This is a genomic window from Rhodoplanes elegans, assembly GCF_016653355.1.
GTDB classification, from domain to species: Bacteria; Pseudomonadota; Alphaproteobacteria; order Rhizobiales; family Xanthobacteraceae; genus Rhodoplanes; species Rhodoplanes elegans.
On the sequence record NZ_NHSK01000076.1, the window covers coordinates 107,710 to 123,964 of the forward strand.

21 protein-coding genes are annotated in these 16,255 nt (G+C 69.6%); 8 read left to right on the forward strand and 13 right to left on the reverse strand.

All coding sequences use genetic code 11. The features are described from left to right. Positions 1 to 7 precede the first annotated feature (7 nt). The 4 genes from CCR97_RS09995 (at position 8) to CCR97_RS10010 (ending at position 4,302) form a co-directional block, all read left to right on the forward strand. A complete protein-coding gene (locus CCR97_RS09995; protein WP_111356716.1) occupies positions 8 to 898 on the forward strand; it encodes an amidohydrolase family protein in 891 nt (296 codons plus the stop codon). Positions 899 to 970: 72 nt separating this feature from the next. Beyond that, the gene (gene paaH, locus CCR97_RS10000) at positions 971 to 2,503 is read left to right on the forward strand and encodes a 3-hydroxyacyl-CoA dehydrogenase PaaH (protein WP_201159463.1); all 1,533 of its coding nucleotides are present in this window, start codon (positions 971 to 973) and stop codon (positions 2,501 to 2,503) included. A gap of 12 nt (positions 2,504 to 2,515) precedes the next feature. Then, the gene (locus tag CCR97_RS10005; protein ID WP_111357686.1) at positions 2,516 to 3,307 is read left to right on the forward strand and encodes an enoyl-CoA hydratase-related protein; all 792 of its coding nucleotides are present in this window, start codon (positions 2,516 to 2,518) and stop codon (positions 3,305 to 3,307) included. A gap of 68 nt (positions 3,308 to 3,375) precedes the next feature. Next, complete coding sequence (locus CCR97_RS10010; RefSeq protein WP_170145867.1) at positions 3,376 to 4,302, forward strand: NAD(P)-dependent oxidoreductase; 927 nt, start codon at positions 3,376 to 3,378, stop codon at positions 4,300 to 4,302. A 13-nt stretch (positions 4,303 to 4,315) separates the two neighbouring features. Here the strand turns inward: CCR97_RS10010 and CCR97_RS10015 are convergent, their stop codons facing one another. The 6 genes from CCR97_RS10015 to CCR97_RS10040 form a co-directional block, all read right to left on the reverse strand. Then, the gene (locus tag CCR97_RS10015) at positions 4,316 to 4,999 is read right to left on the reverse strand and encodes a flavin reductase family protein (RefSeq protein WP_170145866.1); all 684 of its coding nucleotides are present in this window, start codon (positions 4,997 to 4,999) and stop codon (positions 4,316 to 4,318) included. 109 nt (positions 5,000 to 5,108) lie between these two features. Then, positions 5,109 to 6,101: a Bug family tripartite tricarboxylate transporter substrate binding protein gene (locus CCR97_RS10020; RefSeq protein WP_111357683.1), complete on the reverse strand. Its 993-nt coding sequence runs from the start codon at positions 6,099 to 6,101 to the stop codon at positions 5,109 to 5,111. A 72-nt stretch (positions 6,102 to 6,173) separates the two neighbouring features. Beyond that, positions 6,174 to 7,139 (reverse strand): Bug family tripartite tricarboxylate transporter substrate binding protein, encoded by a 966-nt coding sequence (locus CCR97_RS10025; protein WP_111357682.1) that lies wholly within the window; start codon positions 7,137 to 7,139, stop codon positions 6,174 to 6,176. A gap of 50 nt (positions 7,140 to 7,189) precedes the next feature. Beyond that, complete coding sequence (locus CCR97_RS10030; protein WP_111357681.1) at positions 7,190 to 8,038, reverse strand: alpha/beta fold hydrolase; 849 nt, start codon at positions 8,036 to 8,038, stop codon at positions 7,190 to 7,192. 114 nt (positions 8,039 to 8,152) lie between these two features. Then, positions 8,153 to 8,779: a fumarate hydratase C-terminal domain-containing protein gene (locus CCR97_RS10035; RefSeq protein ID WP_111357680.1), complete on the reverse strand. Its 627-nt coding sequence runs from the start codon at positions 8,777 to 8,779 to the stop codon at positions 8,153 to 8,155. A gap of 9 nt (positions 8,780 to 8,788) precedes the next feature. Then, entirely contained in the window at positions 8,789 to 9,658 is an 870-nt protein-coding gene (locus CCR97_RS10040; RefSeq protein ID WP_111357679.1) for a fumarate hydratase, read from the reverse strand. 307 nt (positions 9,659 to 9,965) lie between these two features. Between CCR97_RS10040 and CCR97_RS10045 the strand changes: the two genes are divergently transcribed. Continuing rightward, positions 9,966 to 10,574 (forward strand): glutathione S-transferase family protein, encoded by a 609-nt coding sequence (locus tag CCR97_RS10045; protein ID WP_111357678.1) that lies wholly within the window; start codon positions 9,966 to 9,968, stop codon positions 10,572 to 10,574. A 99-nt stretch (positions 10,575 to 10,673) separates the two neighbouring features. On the opposite strand, the gene CCR97_RS10050 is transcribed toward CCR97_RS10045, so the two are convergent. From CCR97_RS10050 to CCR97_RS10065, 5 genes are all read right to left on the reverse strand, one after another. Beyond that, entirely contained in the window at positions 10,674 to 11,816 is a 1,143-nt protein-coding gene (locus CCR97_RS10050) for a thiolase family protein (protein WP_111357677.1), read from the reverse strand. Positions 11,817 to 11,828: 12 nt separating this feature from the next. Then, entirely contained in the window at positions 11,829 to 12,239 is a 411-nt protein-coding gene (locus CCR97_RS10055; RefSeq protein ID WP_201159464.1) for a Zn-ribbon domain-containing OB-fold protein, read from the reverse strand. 534 nt (positions 12,240 to 12,773) lie between these two features. Further along, positions 12,774 to 12,902, reverse strand: a complete 129-nt coding sequence (locus tag CCR97_RS32040; protein ID WP_274611504.1) for a hypothetical protein — start codon at positions 12,900 to 12,902, stop codon at positions 12,774 to 12,776. Positions 12,903 to 12,963: 61 nt separating this feature from the next. Then, on the reverse strand, positions 12,964 to 13,233 hold the full coding sequence (locus CCR97_RS10060; protein WP_111357676.1) for a DUF1488 family protein: 270 nt from the start codon (positions 13,231 to 13,233) through the stop codon (positions 12,964 to 12,966). Next, positions 13,230 to 13,517: a hypothetical protein gene (locus CCR97_RS10065; RefSeq protein WP_420826067.1), complete on the reverse strand. Its 288-nt coding sequence runs from the start codon at positions 13,515 to 13,517 to the stop codon at positions 13,230 to 13,232. Before CCR97_RS10065 ends, CCR97_RS10060 begins: the two co-directional genes overlap by 4 nt. A gap of 454 nt (positions 13,518 to 13,971) precedes the next feature. Between CCR97_RS10065 and CCR97_RS10070 the strand changes: the two genes are divergently transcribed. The 3 genes from CCR97_RS10070 to CCR97_RS10080 all read left to right on the forward strand — a co-directional run bounded on the left by CCR97_RS10070 (position 13,972) and on the right by CCR97_RS10080 (position 15,132). Beyond that, positions 13,972 to 14,298 carry a hypothetical protein gene (locus CCR97_RS10070; RefSeq protein ID WP_111357674.1) on the forward strand — a complete coding sequence of 109 codons (327 nt, stop codon included), beginning with the start codon at positions 13,972 to 13,974 and terminating at the stop codon, positions 14,296 to 14,298. A gap of 50 nt (positions 14,299 to 14,348) precedes the next feature. Continuing rightward, positions 14,349 to 14,714 carry a hypothetical protein gene (locus CCR97_RS10075; protein ID WP_170145865.1) on the forward strand — a complete coding sequence of 122 codons (366 nt, stop codon included), beginning with the start codon at positions 14,349 to 14,351 and terminating at the stop codon, positions 14,712 to 14,714. Between the two features lie 115 nt (positions 14,715 to 14,829). Then, positions 14,830 to 15,132, forward strand: a complete 303-nt coding sequence (locus CCR97_RS10080; protein ID WP_111357672.1) for a hypothetical protein — start codon at positions 14,830 to 14,832, stop codon at positions 15,130 to 15,132. Between the two features lie 187 nt (positions 15,133 to 15,319). Here the strand turns inward: CCR97_RS10080 and CCR97_RS10085 are convergent, their stop codons facing one another. Both CCR97_RS10085 and CCR97_RS10090 read right to left on the reverse strand, forming a co-directional pair. Beyond that, positions 15,320 to 15,475, reverse strand: coding sequence for a hypothetical protein (locus CCR97_RS10085; RefSeq protein ID WP_170145936.1), 156 nt, complete (start codon positions 15,473 to 15,475; stop codon positions 15,320 to 15,322). A 221-nt stretch (positions 15,476 to 15,696) separates the two neighbouring features. Then, on the reverse strand, positions 15,697 to 15,909 hold the full coding sequence (locus CCR97_RS10090) for a cold-shock protein (protein WP_111358491.1): 213 nt from the start codon (positions 15,907 to 15,909) through the stop codon (positions 15,697 to 15,699). Positions 15,910 to 16,255: the final 346 nt, after the last annotated feature.

Here is a 16,255-nt window from a genome sequence, read left to right on the forward strand (position 1 = left end):
GATCACCATGCCGGATTTCGACGTCGTTCCAGCGCCGCCGGTCTCGCCGCCGACGGTCGCGCTGCCGCCGGGCGCCTGCGATGCCCACAGCCACGTCTTCGGACCGTTCGACAGGTTTCCGCCATTGCAGTCGTCGGTGTACGCCCTGCCGGATGCGTCGCCGTCGGTTCACGCGGCCGCGCGCGAAAAGCTCGGCGTCCGCTACGGCGTGCTCACCCAGCCGGCGCCCTACGGCAACGACCCGGCCGCCATGCTGGACGCGGTGCGTGGCTCCGCCGGCGCTCTCAAGGCGGTGGCGGCGACCCACAGCGCGATCGACGACGCGACGCTGGCGGCGTGGCGCGCCGGCTGCATCTGCGGCCTGCGCTTCGTCGAGATGCGGGCGCCCGGCGGCGGGCGTTATCCCGGCAGCGTCGGGGTGGAGCATCTGACCGCCCTGGCGCCGCGCATGCGCGCGCTCGGGTTGCACGCGCAGCTCTGGGCCAAGGCCGAAGACCACGCCGTGCTGCTGCCCGATCTCCTGAAGCTCGGCGTGCCGCTGGTGCTCGACCACATGGGCTGCCCGGACCCTGCACGCGGTGCGGACGATCCGAGCTTCCGGGCGATCCTCGCCGCGATGAAGAGCGGACAGGTCTGGGTGAAGCTGTCGGTGTGCCGGGTGTCGCGCTCCGGGCCCGACTATCCCGACGTTCGCCCGCTGCACGACGCGCTCGTCGTCGCCGCGCCCGATCGCCTCGTCTGGGGATCCGACTGGCCCTATGTGCGGCTCGATCCCGCGCCGGACGCGGGCCGGCTCCTCGATCTGTTCACGACCTGGCTCGGGGACGACGATCTGCGCCGCCGGATCCTCGCCGACAACCCCGCCACGCTCTATGGATTCGGCGCCGCCGCCGACTGAGCCGCCCCGGTCCGAATCCAAGCCTTCGGAGCGACGATGCCGTCGGAAGAGCGACGCTGCAGGAGTCTTGTGATGACTGACGCCACACCCGCCCTGCCCTCCACCGTGCCGGTCGCCGTGATCGGGGCCGGGACGATGGGCAGCGGCATCGCGCTCGTCGCCGCGCGGGCCGGGCATCCGGTGCTGCTGCACGACGCCGCGCCCGGCGCGATCCAGCGCGGCCTCGACGGCCTGCGGCGCGACCTCGACCGCCTGGTCGACAAGGGCAAGCTGTCGGCGGAGGCGCGGGACACGCAGCTCGGCCGCATCACGCCGCTGCCGAACATCGACGACATCGGCCCGGCCGGCTTCGTCGTCGAGGCGATCGTCGAAGACTTCGGCGTGAAACGTGATCTGTTCCGCCGCATCGAGGCCGCCGTCGCGCCCGACGCGATCCTCTCCACCAACACCTCGTCGCTGTCGGTGACGGCGCTGGCCGCCGTGCTGGAGCGGCCGGAGCGCTTCCTCGGCGTGCACTTCTTCAACCCGGCGCCGATCCTGCCGCTGGTCGAGATCGTCAGCGGCCATGTCACGACCCCGGCGGTCGCCGCGACCGCCTTCGCGACCTGTCTCGCCTGGGGCAAGACGCCGGTGCACTGCCGCTCGACGCCGGGCTTCATCGTAAACCGCGTCGCCCGCCCGTTCTACGGCGAGACGCTGCGGCTGATCGCCGAGGGCGCCGCGACGCCCGCGACCCTCGACGCCATCCTGCGCGAGGCCGGCGGCTTCCGCATGGGGCCGTGCGAGCTGATGGATCTGATCGGCCACGACGTGAACTACGCCGTGACCCGCACGGTGTGGGAGCTGTTGTTCCAGGATCCGCGCTACAAGCCGTCGCTGGTGCAGAAGGAGCTGGTCGATTCCGGCCAGCTCGGCCGCAAGAGCGGCCGCGGCTTCTACGATTATGCCAAGGGCGCGGCGCCGCCCGTCGTGGACGACGCGCCCGCCGGGCCGCGGCCGAGCCGCGTGGTCATCGAAGGCGATCTCGGTCCGGCGGCGGCGCTCGCCGGTCTCGCCCAGGCGGCCGGCCTGAATGTCGAGACACGCGACGGCGACGGCGTGATCAGGATCGACGGAGTCTCGCTCGCGCTCACCGACGGACGCAGCGCCACCGAACGCTTCGCCTCGGAAGGCGGGCCCGAGAGTCTGTTCGACCTCGCCCTGGATTACGGCGCGGCCAAGCGCATCGCCATCGCCGCGGCCGATCAGGCGCCGGCGGGTGCGTGCGCCGCGGCGGCCGGCTTCTTCCAGGCGCTCGGAAAGCGCGTGTCGGTGCTCGACGACGCGCCCGGCCTCGTGGTGATGCGCACCGTCGCCATGCTGATCAACGAGGCGGCCGATGCCGCGCACCAGCAGGTCGCCAGCGCCGCCGACATCGATCTGTCGATGCTCAAGGGCGTCGCCTATCCGCGCGGGCCGCTCGCCTGGTGCGACGCGCTCGGCGCCGCCCGCATCGCCGCCGTGATCGATGCGCTCGCCCGCACCTATGGCGAGGACCGCTACCGCACGGCGCCGCTGCTGCGCCGCCACGCGCTGACCGGGCGCTTCTTTCATCCGTCGAACTGAGCTGAGCCGACCATGACCATCAATACGCAGACCAAGCCCCCGGTGACGACGACGCGCCGCGGCGACGGCGTTGCGATCGTCACCATCGACCGTCCGGAGCGCCGCAACGCCCTGAACCTCGAGGTGAAGGCGCTGATCGCCGACGCGATCGAGACGCTGACGGCCGACGACGCCGTGCGCGTGATCGTGCTCACCGGCGCCGGTGGGTATTTCGTCGCCGGCACCGACATCGCCGAGATGGTCGAGATGACGCCGCAGACGCATGTGGCGAAGCAGACCGGCCGCGTGTTCGACGTGCTGCGCCACTGCCCGAAGATCGTGATCGCCGCCGTGGAAGGCTACGCGCTCGGCGGCGGCTGCGAGCTGGCGCTCTGTTGCGACATGATCGTCGCCGGCGAGGACGCCGCGTTCGGTCAGCCGGAGATCCGGGTCGGCATCATGCCGGGTGCCGGCGGCACGCAGCGGTTGATCCGCGCCATCGGCAAGTACCGGGCCATGAAGCTGATGCTGACCGGTGAGGCCGTGAAGGCGCCCGACGCGCTGGCGATGGGCCTGATCACCGAGGTGGCGCCGAAAGGCGGTGCGCTCGACCGTGCGCTGGTACTCGCCGAGACGATCCTGAAGATGCCGCCGCTCGCCGTGCGTGCCATCAAGGAGGTGGTGGCGCTCGGCCAGGACGTGCCGCTGGAGACCGCGCTGGCGCTGGAGCGCAAGGCGTTCATCATGCTGTTCGACAGCGCTGACCAGGTGGAGGGCATGACGGCCTTCCTGGAGAAGCGCAAGCCGGTCTATCGCGGCGAGTGATCGTGTCGCGTGTCCGCCACGGGGACACGCACACCCCTCATTCTTCTTCTCGCCGACGCGAGGCTGTCGTGCCCGACCATGCGCTCCTGGTTTTCGGCTTCATTCCGCCCGACCTTCGGGCGACGCTGAGCGAACGTTTCGCGCTGGTGGAGCTCGATCGTGCGCGCGCCGCGCCGTGGACCGGCTTCGACATCGCCGTCACGACCGGGATCGTCGGCGCCGGCCGGCGCGAGTTCGACCTGTGCCCGGATCTGCGTCTGGTGGTCAGCCAGGGCATCGGCCTCGAGACGTTCGATCTCGCCGAGGCGAGGCGGCGCGGCATCGCCGTCGCGCACACGCCCGACGAGATCGCCGAGGATGTCGGTGATGCCGCCATCGCGATGATCTACGCCGTGCTGCGCGGCACGCTGCGCGCCGACGCCTTCGTGCGCGCGGGCCGCTGGGGCAAGGAGCGCATCGCCGCGACCCGCCGCGTGGCGGGCAGGACGGTCGGCATCGTCGGTCTCGGCCGGATCGGGCGCCACGTCGCCGATCGCGCGACCGCCATCGGCATGCGGGTCCTCTATCACACGCGGCGCCGGGCGGAGGCGCCGTACGAGTGGATGGCGGATGTCGTCACGCTGGCGACTCGCAGCGACGTCCTGGTCCTCGCCTGCCCGGGCGGCGAGGCGACCCGCCATCTGGTCGACGCGACCGTGCTCGACGCGCTCGGCCCGGACGGCGTGCTGGTCAACGTCGCGCGCGGCTCGGTGGTCGACGAGGCGGCGCTGCTCGATGCGCTGGAGGGCGGGCGGATCCACGGCGCCGCGCTCGACGTCTTCGCCACCGAGCCGGCGATCGATCCGCGCTTCCTGGCGCTCGACAACGTGGTCCTGTCGCCGCACTCCGCCTCGATCACCCGCGAGACGCGCGCCGCGATCATCGCCCGCATGATCGACGACATCGACGCCTATCGGAACGGTCGCCCGTTCTTCGACGCCGCCGCCGCGCCCTGACGCGGGCGCGTGCTCACGATCCTTCGGGCGTCGTCGGCCGATCGCCGGCCCAGCCTTCGCCGCCGGGCGGACGCTGCAGCATCGGGCGCTCGAAGATCTCGCCCAGCGCCGCGTAGAACGGCCCGCCGAGACGGGCCACCGGCCGCATCGCGATGCCGTCCACGCGTCGCCCGTCGTAGATGTCCGGCGACAGATGGAACGCCACGACCTCGCCGATATAGAGCGTGTTGATGCCGCGCCCGAGCACGACGATCTGATCGAGGCGACACTCCATCTGCACGGGCGACAGCGCGATGCGGGGCGGCGCGACGATCCGGCTCGGCAGCAGCGGGATGTCGAGCGCCTCCGTCTCGCTGGTCTCGGGCGGGAAATTCTGCCCGCAGCGGTGCATCACCTCCATGTTCGCCTCGGTCGCGACGTTGACCACGAACTCCCCGCTCGCCTTGATGTTGCGGGCCGTGTCCTTGATCGTCCCGACCGGAGTGCCGGGCCGCAGTGCGATGTTCACGGCGAGCATCGGCGGGGTGGTGGCGACGTAATTGTAGGAGCTGAACGGCGCGGCGTTGACGAGCCCCTGCGCGTCGATCGTGGTGATCCAGGCGACCGGCCGCGGGACGACGCATCCGACGAGCAGCCGGTACGCCGCCTCGGTGTCGAGGGTCCGGCTTTCGATCGTGATGAAGGTGTCGTCTGACATCGTGGGAGTCCGATCGGCTATGCAGTGCATGCAGTGTGGCGGAGGTGAGCGCGCGACGCACGGTGCGTCCGGACCACGTGCGCGAGGCGTGGTCCGGACCGGCTTGCGATCAGCGGGTCTTGAGCCCGGCCGTGTCGATCAGCTTCGCCATCCGCTCGGCGTCGCGCTTCAGGTAGGCCGCGAAGGCGTCGGCGTCCAGATAGAACACCTCGCTGCCCTGGCCGACGATCTTCTGCCGCACGGCCGGCATCGCCATTACGGTCGCCAGCGTGCGGCGGAGCTTGTCGAGCACGGCGGGGGGCGTCTTGGCGGGCGCCGAGATCCCGTACCAGGTGCCGATGTCGAATCCTTTCAGCCCGAGCTCGTCGAGCGTCCGCACCGACGGGAGCTGGTCGGCTCGCTTCGGAATCGTCACGGCGAGCGCCCGCAGGCGCCCCGACTCGATGTGCTGGAGCAGCGGCGGCGCGTTGAGGAAGCCGAGGTCCATCTGACCCGAGAGCAGATCCGTGGTCGCCGGCGCGACGCCCGTGTACGGGACGTGCACCATGCTGGCGCCGGTCATCTGCATGAACAGCTCGCCGGCGAGATGCGGCTGGCTGCCGATTCCGACCGAGGCGAAGTTGAGCTGCCGGGGATGCGCCTTGGTGTAGGCGACCAGCTCGGCCATGGTCGTGATCGGCAGCGAGCTTCGCACCACCAGCACGTTCGGGACGTTGGCGATCATGGCGATCGGCGCGAAGTCGGCGACCCCGTCGTAGGTCGTCTTGGACAGGCGCGGCATGATCGTGTGCGCCGTCGCGGTCGAGAGATAGAGGGTGTGGCCGTCCGGCTCGGCATGGGCGACGAAGCTCGCCCCGATGGTGGTGCCGGCGCCCGGCTTGTTGACGACGATCACCTCCTTGCCGAGCAGGTCGCCCATGGCGGAGGCGACGGTGCGGGCCAGGAGGTCGGCCGAGCCGCCGGCTGCGTAGGGGTTCACGAGCTGAATCGTCGTGCGCGGAAATGCTTGTTCCTGTGCCTGCGCCTCGGCGCGCGTCGTGCCGGCCGTGGTGGCGGCGACGAGCAGGCTCAGGACGGTCGTGATCAGTCGTCGCCCGGTCATGGGTCCTCCCGTTCGTTCGTTGTGATTGTCGCGGGCCCGCCGGCCCGCGAGGTCGACGTCGCGGCACACCGCTCATTCGATCCGGATGCCTGCGGTCTCGATCACGGCTTTCCACTTGGCGGTCTCGGCCGCCATGAAGCGCGCCAGATCCTGCGGCGTGCCGCCGGTCGGCACGGCGCCGAGATCCTGGATGCGCTTCGCCATCGCCGGGTCCTTCAGGGCGGCATCGACCTCGGAGGCGATCTTCTCGACCACGGCCCGCGGCGTGCCGGCCGGCGCCAGGAAGGCGAGCCAGCTCCCCATCTCGATGCCGGGAATGCCCGCCTCGGCATTGTTCGGCACGTCGGGAATGGCCGGCGCGCGGTCCTTGCCGGTGACGGCGAGGGCCCGCACGGTGCCGGCCGTGATGAAGCTCATCAGACCAGGCACGGTGTCGACCGTGAAGTCGATATTGCCGGCGATCAGATCCTGCAGCATCGGGGCACTGCCGCGGTAGGGGACGTGAGTGCCGTTCAGGCCGGTGCTCGCCACCAGCACGGTGCCGCCGAGATGGCCGGTCGAGCCGACCCCGGCACTGCCGTAGGTCGCGCCCTTCGGCGCGGCCTTCAGCTCGGCGACGAAGTCCTTCACGGTCGTCGCCTTCACCTTGGGGCCGACCACCAGGACGCTCGGGAAGTCGGCGATCGAGACGACCGGCGTGAACGCTTTGGCGGAGTCGAACGGCATCTTCCGGTACATGAACTGGTTCATGACCGCCGGTCCGGGCGTCGCCATCAGCAGCGTGTATCCGTCGGGCTGGCTGCGGGCGACCGCGGCGGCGCCGAGATTCCCGGCGCTGCCGCCCATGTTCTCGACGACGACGGGCTGGCCGAGCCGCGTCTGCAGGCTGGCGGCGACGAGGCGGGCGACCACGTCGGTGCTCCCGCCCGCCGCGTAGGGGACGACGATGCGCACCGACGCGTCCGGCCACGCGGCGGCGGCCGTACCGGTGCATGCGAGCAGAAGCGCGACCGCGAGACCTTTCCAGCAGCTTCGCATGGGACCTTCTCCGAGTCCTGATCGAGATCGGCGGCCGTCGCGACCGGCCGTCACGGCAGCGTCGCGATCCAGGTCGCGAGCGCGTCGACGACGGCCTTCGGCTGCTCGGGGATCAGCGCGTGGCTGGCGTTCGGAATCACCGCGATGGTGACGCGCGCGCCGAACTCGTCCTTCATCTCGTTGCGCTTCGCCGGCGGCTTGAACGGATCCTGCTCGGCCTGCAGATCGAGCAGGGGCGCGGTGCCGCCGGACCACCAGTCGCTCTGCTTGACGGCGGCGACCGCGGCGCGCTGGGCGTCGCGCACCTGTGGGTGCCAGCCGTCGAGCCACACGCGCGGATCGTTGCCCGGGGCGAAGAAGCCGAACCGCAGCGCGGCGAGCCGCTCCTCCTCGGGCAGCGACGGATTGCCCGCCTTGGTCACCGCGACGGTGAGCTCGGGCGCGTACTGCTTGGCCGCGGCGGCTGCGATGACGACGCCGCGCACCAGCGCCGGGTGGTCGACGGCGGTCATCCGCGCGACCCAGTTTCCGTAGGCGTGGCCGACCACGACGGCGCGGCCGCCGCCCAGCGTCTCGATCACGGTAGCGATGTCGCGGGCGAAGTCGTGCAGGCTGATGCCGGTCATCGGGCCTTTGCTGCGGCCGATGCCGCGCGGCTGCGGCCGCAGCACGCGGAAGCCGCGGGCCGCGAGCCCCTCGGCCACCGCGTCGTAGTCCTCCGAGTCGCGAGCGAGCGAGGGCAGCAGCACCACGGCCGGCCCGCTGCCCTCGACGATCACGTCGATCTCGACGTCGGCATGGCGGACGATCTCGCGGTGGCGATCGGCCGCGGTCGCCGCCGTGACCAGCACGGCCAAGGCCGCGATCAGCCCGATCAGACTCTCGAACAGGGGCGTCATCGTTCGTGTTCCTCTCCCTTTGGGGCTCGCTCTCGTGGAGACGAGACCTCGTCGTTGGGCCGGACGGTCCGGCGGGTCCGTCAGGACCGTGCCACCGTCCGGTCGTGTGCCGGCTCAGACCATCCGTCTGCCCCGTTCGGCGTCGAGCGTCTTCACGATCTCCGGAAGGCGCTCCTCTGCGGTGCGCGAGCACTGCTCGAAGATGCTGTTGCCGTGGCTGTCGATGCCGACCACCAGCGGTCCGAGATCGGCGACCCGCAGCCTCACCAGGCGATAGTGGGAAATGAGATCGTCCCAGGCGACCGCGACGACGCTCCGGATCGCCTCGGTCAGCAGCGGGCAGCCGCCACCCAGGAACGACAGGTAGACGCAGCCGACCTCCTGCATGGCCGCGGTCGAGGTCATCCCGAGCCCGCCCTTGCCGCCGACCATGCGCAGCCGGTAGTGGCGGATCAGGTCCGGCATCAGGCCGTCGAAGCGGGTGCTGGTGGTCGGGTTCATGTAGAGGACGTCGAAGCGGCCGTCGGTCTCCTCGCTGTAGCTGCCGAGGTGGAAGAGCGTGTCCTCGGTGATGTCGATGGGGAGCGCCCGGCCGGCCTTCATGTACTCGACGATGCGGTGGTGGGTCGGCAGGCCCGCCGTGATGGTGATGTCGCCGTTCAACGTCACCAGATCGCCGGCCTCGAGGGAGCGGACGTCGGCTTCCGTCACGGGGAGCGCGAGAGACTTGAGGTCCGGCATGCCGTGCTCCTATTCGAGGGTCTCGATGCGGCCGTCGTCGTAGAGACGCGCGCTCGCCCGCCGATTGATCCAGCAGTTGAAGCACACGGCGACCGGCACGAAGCCGTGCGACGCCGCGTAGTCGACATGGACGGCGAGCGCCGTGGTGTCGCCGCCCGTGCCCATCGGGCCGAAGCCGGTCTTGTTGACGGCATCGAGGAGCCGGGCCTCCATGTCGGCGAGGATCGGCTCCGGGTTGATCTGCCCGAACGGGCGCAGCGACGCCTGCTTGGCGAGCTTGGCGCAGTAGTCGAAGGTGCCGCCGATGCCGACACCGATCACCACGGGCGGACAATGCTGCGATCCCGCCTTCAGGACGCAGTCCATCACGTAGCGCTCGATCACGTCGAGGCTCGGGAAGCTGAAGATCTCGAGCGCCGCCCAGCGGCCGGAGCCGAGCCCCTTCGGCGAGCAGGTGATCTCGAGCCAGTCGGCGCCGTCGACCAGCTCGAAGCTGACCAGCGGCATGCTGCGGCCCTTGTGGCCGCGCTCGAGCGTCAGCGGGTTCGTCACGTGCTTGAGGATCGGCGGCTGGACCGTGGCGACGAGATGGTCGAAGCCGTCGGAGATCGCCTGCCGGATGTTGCCCTCCAGGCGCACGGCCGTGCCGATCTTGACGAAATAGGTCGGAATCCCAGCGTCGGAGCAGAGATGGCGATCGGCCGCTTCGGCCCGCTGGGCGCTGCCGATCATCATCGACAGCACGCTCTGCGCCACCGGGCTGCTCTCCGCGGCGCGGGCCCGGACCAGCGCCGCCTTGGTGTCCTCGGGGACCTTCTTCAGGGCGCTGCCGTAGAGCTGCGCGGCGACCGCCTTGACCTGCTCGTAAGTGACTGGCACGGGCGTGACCCTCTGTGGTCGCGGCGATCCGGGTGCAGCTCTTCGTCGGGGACGTCTCTGGTCGACGGCGGGGCGGACGACCTCTTGCCTTAAAGGTCATAAAGATGACATTATAAGGACAATCAGCTAGCTGAATAAGGAAACGGTGTCAACACATGGACGATCCGCAGCACGTGGCGACACGGATGGAAGCGGGGCCGCACTGCAGCATGCGCCGCTCCGCTCCTCAGGCCGGCGACGGCGTCGCGTCGGCCGACCGTCGTCCCGGAGCCGAGCCGTCGACGTCATGACGAAAAGCGAGTGTCCGATGAAACTCCACTGGTCTCCCCGCTCTCCGTTCGTCCGCAAGGTGATGCTGTTCGCCCACGAGACCGGCCTGGTCGACAGGTTGGAGCTGCGGCGGACCGTCGTCGCGATGACGAAGCCGAATCCGGAGCTGCTTCCGGACAATCCGCTCAACAAGATCCCGACCCTGATCCTCGACGATGGGTCGTCCCTCTACGACTCCATCGTCATCTGCGAGTATCTGGACGGCCTGCACGGCGGTGCGAAGCTGTTCCCCGAGGAGCCGAAGGCCTATTTCACGGCGATGCGCCGCTGCGCGCTCGGCGACGGCCTGCTCGACCTCCTGATCCTGTGGCGCAACGAGCGCGAGCGGAAGCACCCCGATCCTGATTACCTTGCCGCCTATGCGGTGAAGTTCGACGCGAGCCTCGCCGCGCTGGAGAGCGAGGCCGACGCGCTCGCTGCGACGCCGTTCGGCATCGGCCATATCGCGATCGGATGCGCGCTGTCCTACACGGGCTTCCGCTTCCCCGATCTGGAATGGCGTCCGCGCCATCCGAAGATCGCCGCCTGGCTCGCCGACTTCTCGCGGCGCCCCGCCGCCGTCGCCACCGAGGCGCGCGACGGCTGAGGCGCGCGACGTCTGATATCGGCCGACACGCCGGCCCCGAGACGCGAAAGGACCGACAGGCGGGCGCCTGCCGGTCCATTCTCCGCGAAGCGTGCGACGTCAGCGCTTCAGGATCGTCACGGCGCAGTTGCCGCCGGCGCCGAGCACGTGTGCGAGCCCGACCTTCGCGCCCTCGACCTGGCGCTTTCCGGACTGTCCGCGGAGCTGCGACACGATCTCCACCACCTGGCCGAGATGCGAGGCGCCGACCGGCTCGCCCTTGCTGATCAGGCCGCCGCTCATGTTCACCGGCTTGGCGCCGCCGATCTCGGTGGTGCCGTCGTCGATCAGGCGGCCGGCCTCGCCGAGCCCGCACAGGCCGAGCTCCTCGTAGATCTCGATCTCGCAGAACGCGTCGGTGTCCTGGACCTCGAAGCAGTCGATGTCCTCCGGTCCGAGCCCGGCCCGCTCGTAGGCCATCTTGCCGGTCACCTCGGTCGGCCCGGGATTGTTCGCCGTGGCGCTCATGCTGTCGGCCGGGCAGCGGAAGTCGGCCGAGAAACGCGCGATGCTGTGGCAGCAGGCCGCGATGGTGATCGGGTCGCCGCCGAGCTTCGCGGCGCGCTCCTTCGAGGCGACGACGACGGCGGCGGCGCCGTCGTTGGGCGCGCAGATCTCGAGCCGCCGGATCGGGTCGCAGACCAGCGGCGAATGGAGAATCTCCTCCAGGCCGAACTCCTTGCGATACATGGAATTCGGATTGTGCACGCTGTTGCGGTGGTTCTTGTAGGCGACCTTGGCGATGTGCAGATCGGTGGTGCCGAACTCGTGCATGTGGCGGCGCGCTCGCATCGACCAGTAGCTCGGGTTGAGCGACATGCCCATCGCGATCTGCCACGGCGCGTAGATCATTCGTGGATCCATGAAGCCGCGCGGCATCTTTTCGGTGCCGAGCACCATCACGAGGTCGGCCTCGCCGGAGCGGATCGCGAGGATCGCCTGACGCAGCGCGACGCCGCCGGAGGCGCACGCCGCCTCGACGTCGACGATCGGGATGTCGGTCGAGCCGAGCCGGCGCAGGATGCGCGCCCCGGAGGTCGCGGGAAGATACATGCGCGCCAGATAGGCGGCCTGGATGTCCTTCCAGGCGACCCCGGCATCAGCGAGCGCGGCGGCCGCCGCATGGGCGCCGATCTCTTCGTAGCTCGTGTCGAACCGGCCGAACGGATGGATGCCGGCCCCCAGAATCACGACATCGGACATGATCGATCCTCTTCAGCTCTCGGCCGCGAACGCGAAGGCGACGACGTCCTCGCCGGACGGTCCGACGTGGTGGATCGCGACCTTCAGGGTCAGCGGCATGCCGACGCGCAGGCTGTCGACGTCGCCCTCGATCGGCGACATCACCCGCAGCCCGTCGGGCAGCTCGACAAGACCGAGGCCGAACGGCCGGAACGGCTCCGGCCCGCGATAGTCACCCGGCGGCTTGTGGCGCACCACCGTGTAGGTCCACAGCTCACCGCGGTCGGAGAGCGGGATCGTCTCGAGGTCGCTGCCGCCGCAGTTCGGGCACAGGCTGTTGCGGCCGAGCGTGACCTCGCCGCAGTGGCGACAGCGCGATCCCTGCAGCCGGACCCGGCCGAGATCGTCCAGCGGCTCCGTCAGCACGCCGTCACGAATTGCCACCCTGCGCGGGCCCCCGGTATCGTTCGCCATGTCTGCGGCCATGTCTGCCATGCTCCCGTGCAAGGACCGATCTTCGACGCGAGATGACGTCGGGCCGCGCCGCCGGTTCCTCCGGATTTGTTTAGGTCATAATGCTAGCCTTTAGAGCATGAGGGGTCAAGGGCGCGGTGGCGCGCCCGTGGGCGATCGGCCGATCGCAGCGATACCCGCCGAGATCGGAGATCGATCGCGAACGTCGTCCGCTCGACTCGGCGCTCGACCGCATGGAGCCAGTAGTCGGCTTCGCCGCAGACTCGATCCGGGCTGGAGCGCTTGGTCGTCGGGGATTTGTCGGTGCCGGCCGCCACCCCCGGCAAAGCCGATGCCGGACCAGGCGAGGGCTACCGTGAGCACGTCGCCGGTTCAGGCCATCGGGGCGCACAGCCATGGCCCGGCGAGGATCACGCCGGCGCTGTCGTGGCGCTCGGCCGCCGACAGGACGGCGGCATCGACCGCGTCGGCCGTATCGGAAAGGTCGCTATCGCCGCCAGGGCATCAAAAGAAGTCGGTGAAGTTGAACAGCCACAGAAAGCCACCCGACACGACCGCGGCCAGAATCGCGAGCGCGACGAGAATGCGACGGTCGAACGTCGCCGAGCCGGAGGCGTCGAGGGCTGGTTCCATGGTTCCTGATCCGGTGAGGGAGGACCTGCATGCCGGATCGGCTGGACCGATCCGTCGCGGTTCAGAAGTCGTCGTCGCTGAGCGCATGCGCTCCACTCCCGCCGCGCGCATAGGCCTTCACGGCGGCGGCCTGGATGCGGTCACGATGCGCATCGAACGCCTGCAACATGCTCGGCTCATCCGCGGACATGCCCGGCTGGAGCTGCCGAAGAATGCCCTCCGCCACGAAGAACGCGGCCTCCATGGCCCTGTCGTGCGCCCAGAATCCCACAGCGCGGCGGGTCGCATCGTAGTAGCGCGAGCGGTTCGGAAAGCGCAGCGCGACGGTCATCCGACCGATCCGTTGGACAGGACCTCGAAGTCTTTCAGAACATCGGCGATCAGGCGCTGCCGGCGTGGATCCAGCGCTGCCGGAGTGGCGGCGAACAGCGAGAGCAGATAGTGCGCCTTCTCGGCCGCCTCCGCCCAGCTCTGGGCCGGCGCGGCCAGAAGGTGGGACTCCAACGCCTGCTCACGCTCGCGCAGGGCCTTGGCGTTCGCCTCGACGTCGGCGCGCATCCGCCGCAGCTCGGTCGCCTGCTGAGCGATCATTCCACGGTGATTGTCGAGCGTCACGGGCTGATCGGTCATCTGGGCCTCTGGCGATGATCGCCGGAGGACCACCATGGACCTCGCCGGCGATATAAGCGAGACAATTCGCTGTATCCCGATGTCGCAACGGTCCGCGCGGAGAGCGCCTCCGTCCCGTCGTGAGACTCGCCACCTTCGTGAAACTGCAGCCTTCGATGAGAGAAGCCGTCGTGAAAAAGACGGACCATCTCGATAATAGGCTGGTCATCGTGAGACGAGACCGTCGTGAGAGGTGGTCTCGTGATAACGTTGATTCGGCGCCGCGGTCGTTCGGGGTCGAGATCGTATCGGGGGCGAAATCGTAGCGAAGCCGCTCGTCACATTCGCTTCTTTGCCCTTCTCCATCGCTGGAACATTCTCTCTCTTCGGGCGTTGACCCTTGTTCCTCGGACAGGTCCGCGATGTCGACGCCCCCTTCGGGAGGCAGGAAGGATCCTTCATGACGACGTTCCTGCGAGCCGAGAAGCCCGACGCCGACTGCGTGACGATCGCCTTCTGGAGCGAAGAAGGGATCACACGCTGCCGCATGCTCGGTCCGACGAAGATGATCTTCGGGCAACCGTTCGAGCTGCACGGGCCGGTCGCCGGCTCGGCGGCCGTCGTGCGGTCCCTCGAGATCGGACGTCGGTTCGCGGACGATCTCGGCGTGCCGATGGTGATCGTCGATCCGGACCGGCTGTGGAACGACGCCTGGGGCACGCTCGCCGACCGCGGCGCGCCCGGCCCACTCCTGCCGAGCGAGACGATCGGCTCGGTCCGAATTTGAGACCCGCGAGCGAAGCCCTCACGGCGACGATCGGCGCGCCCGCGTGCAGCTTGGCGCGATCGCGCATCGGCCTTGCCGTTTTACTGGCGGCACTCGCGCTGCCGGGTGCAGTGGCGACCGCGATCGCCGCCGGCGACCAGCCGGTGTTGGGACACGGCAATGTCGCCTGCCGGGCCTGGAGCGACGACCGACGCAGCCCGACGTCTGCCGGCGAGCCGCGGACCGCCTGGATTCTCGGATTCCTCACCGCCACCAGTCAGTACGGCGAGGCACCGGCAACCGACGTGTCGCGCGGCAGGAGCACCGAGGAGATCGTGGCGGCGATCGACCGGTATTGCGGCGAGCACCCCGACGACTCGCTTCACAAGGCCTCGTCGGTGTTGGTCGAGACCTGGCGCCAGCAGGCGAAGCCGTGACGACACGACGAGTGCGGCGCAGCGACCAAACCCACATGTCACGAGGCGCCGTCGCCCGTGGACAAGAACCCGAAGCATCAGGCCGGTCGTTGCCGGCGCCCTTGGAGATCGATCAATGAACACCCGATCCGTTCGCGTGCGTGAGGATGCCGAGAAGCGTTTCAAACGGAAGGCCGAGGATGTCGCACTCGCCAGCCGGGCGGCGGCGGATTACGCCGCGGCCCACCAGGGCGCGCTCGTCAACATGGCGCGGCTGAAGGCGTTGCGAATCGCGCGCGATGCCGGAGCGGTCCTCGCAAGCGCTCCCGTTCCCGTCCCCGCACCCGCGATCGCGGCGCCGCGGGCGAAGCGGGCGCGGCCGGCGCCGCTCGGCCATCGGCTGAAGCGCGTGAGCACCTCCGAGCGGGCGACATCCTGATCGCGATGTGAGCCGGCCGGTCCGTCGACCGGCACGGCATACGGCACGCGGAAACGTCCCGGTGGATCCGGCCTCGCGAGGCCGGATCCACCGGGACGTCTGCTCGTCGGGGCTGGAACGGATGTCGGAACCGTGCGACAGGCGCGGCGCCGCGCGGTGACGGTGCCGCGGCAGGCCGCCACCCGGCTCAGGCCTTGCTCTTCCTGAACAGTTCGCTCGTCGAGACGACCGTTGGTCTGCCCTTGGGCGCACCCGTCGGCGCGCTCGTGGCGATCGCGCCCTGCACCTTGTTCTTCTTCGGCTTCTTCTGCTCTCGATTGCCGCGCCGCTTCTCCTTCGACATGCCGTCCTCCTCGGGCTTTTTCGGGCCGTTCGGCCCTCTTCAAGCAGAACGGCCCCGCACCTCGGAGAGGCGCGGGGCCGAGACGAGGCGCCGAGCGCCTCCTCGAGGGTGATTGTCGCCGCATCCTTCATCCGGGCCGCCAGTACATCCGTGGTCGGCCGATCGGAACGATGCGGGCTGTGCCGGCGGCGTGGCGAGATACGCCCGGGCCGCCGAGACAATCAACCCAGAAGCTCGAGCTTCGTGGCCGTCATCTTGCCGGTGTTGCCGTCGGGAACGAGGTCGTAGCCGACCTTCTGCCCCTCCCGCAGATCGGAGATGCCGGCGCTCTCCAGTGCACTGATGTGCACGAAGGCATCCGCACCGCCGCCGTCCGGAGCGATGAACCCGAAGCCCTTTTGGGCGTTGAACCACTTCACGGTTCCATTGATCATGGCGACCGCCTTTCGTGAGCTGAAACGGGGAGCGCCCGCTCGCACACGGGCCGTCGAAATCGCATTGTCAGGAAAGAGGAGCGGGCGCGGCGCTGATCCATCAGCGCAAGGCCAGTCGTCCGGCCGTCTATCGACCTCTTTCATATGGGAGACGCGAGCCGGCATGACAAGGGGCGTGGTTTCGACGGCCGCGTGCGCCTCAGATCGCTGGTCGATCTGTGCATCCGCCACCGGACGATCCTCGATCGTCGTATTTCCGTGACGCCGTGGCCGCGCCGTGCGATGGTGCGCCACCGGATGCCACGCGACGAGGGTCATGGGCCTCGCGCTCACGGTGACCTCGATG

What these genes read in the sequence shown, in the direction of transcription:
- CCR97_RS10015 (WP_170145866.1), bottom strand. Translation starts at nt 4,999, where the DNA reads ATGTCAGACGACACCTTCATCACGATCGAAAGCCGGACCCTCGACACC.
- CCR97_RS10090 (WP_111358491.1), bottom strand. Translation starts at nt 15,909, where the DNA reads ATGATCAATGGAACCGTGAAGTGGTTCAACGCCCAAAAGGGCTTCGGG.
- CCR97_RS32040 (WP_274611504.1), bottom strand. Translation starts at nt 12,902, where the DNA reads ATGGAACCAGCCCTCGACGCCTCCGGCTCGGCGACGTTCGACCGTCGC.
- CCR97_RS10025 (WP_111357682.1), bottom strand. Translation starts at nt 7,139, where the DNA reads ATGCGAAGCTGCTGGAAAGGTCTCGCGGTCGCGCTTCTGCTCGCATGC.
- CCR97_RS09995 (WP_111356716.1), top strand. Translation starts at nt 8, where the DNA reads ATGCCGGATTTCGACGTCGTTCCAGCGCCGCCGGTCTCGCCGCCGACG.
- CCR97_RS10085 (WP_170145936.1), bottom strand. Translation starts at nt 15,475, where the DNA reads ATGTCGAAGGAGAAGCGGCGCGGCAATCGAGAGCAGAAGAAGCCGAAG.
- CCR97_RS10005 (WP_111357686.1), top strand. Translation starts at nt 2,516, where the DNA reads ATGACCATCAATACGCAGACCAAGCCCCCGGTGACGACGACGCGCCGC.
- CCR97_RS10020 (WP_111357683.1), bottom strand. Translation starts at nt 6,101, where the DNA reads ATGACCGGGCGACGACTGATCACGACCGTCCTGAGCCTGCTCGTCGCC.
- CCR97_RS10030 (WP_111357681.1), bottom strand. Translation starts at nt 8,038, where the DNA reads ATGACGCCCCTGTTCGAGAGTCTGATCGGGCTGATCGCGGCCTTGGCC.
- CCR97_RS10080 (WP_111357672.1), top strand. Translation starts at nt 14,830, where the DNA reads ATGAACACCCGATCCGTTCGCGTGCGTGAGGATGCCGAGAAGCGTTTC.
- CCR97_RS10070 (WP_111357674.1), top strand. Translation starts at nt 13,972, where the DNA reads ATGACGACGTTCCTGCGAGCCGAGAAGCCCGACGCCGACTGCGTGACG.
- CCR97_RS10060 (WP_111357676.1), bottom strand. Translation starts at nt 13,233, where the DNA reads ATGACCGTCGCGCTGCGCTTTCCGAACCGCTCGCGCTACTACGATGCG.
- CCR97_RS10045 (WP_111357678.1), top strand. Translation starts at nt 9,966, where the DNA reads ATGAAACTCCACTGGTCTCCCCGCTCTCCGTTCGTCCGCAAGGTGATG.
- CCR97_RS10035 (WP_111357680.1), bottom strand. Translation starts at nt 8,779, where the DNA reads ATGCCGGACCTCAAGTCTCTCGCGCTCCCCGTGACGGAAGCCGACGTC.
- paaH (WP_201159463.1), top strand. Translation starts at nt 971, where the DNA reads ATGACTGACGCCACACCCGCCCTGCCCTCCACCGTGCCGGTCGCCGTG.
- CCR97_RS10050 (WP_111357677.1), bottom strand. Translation starts at nt 11,816, where the DNA reads ATGTCCGATGTCGTGATTCTGGGGGCCGGCATCCATCCGTTCGGCCGG.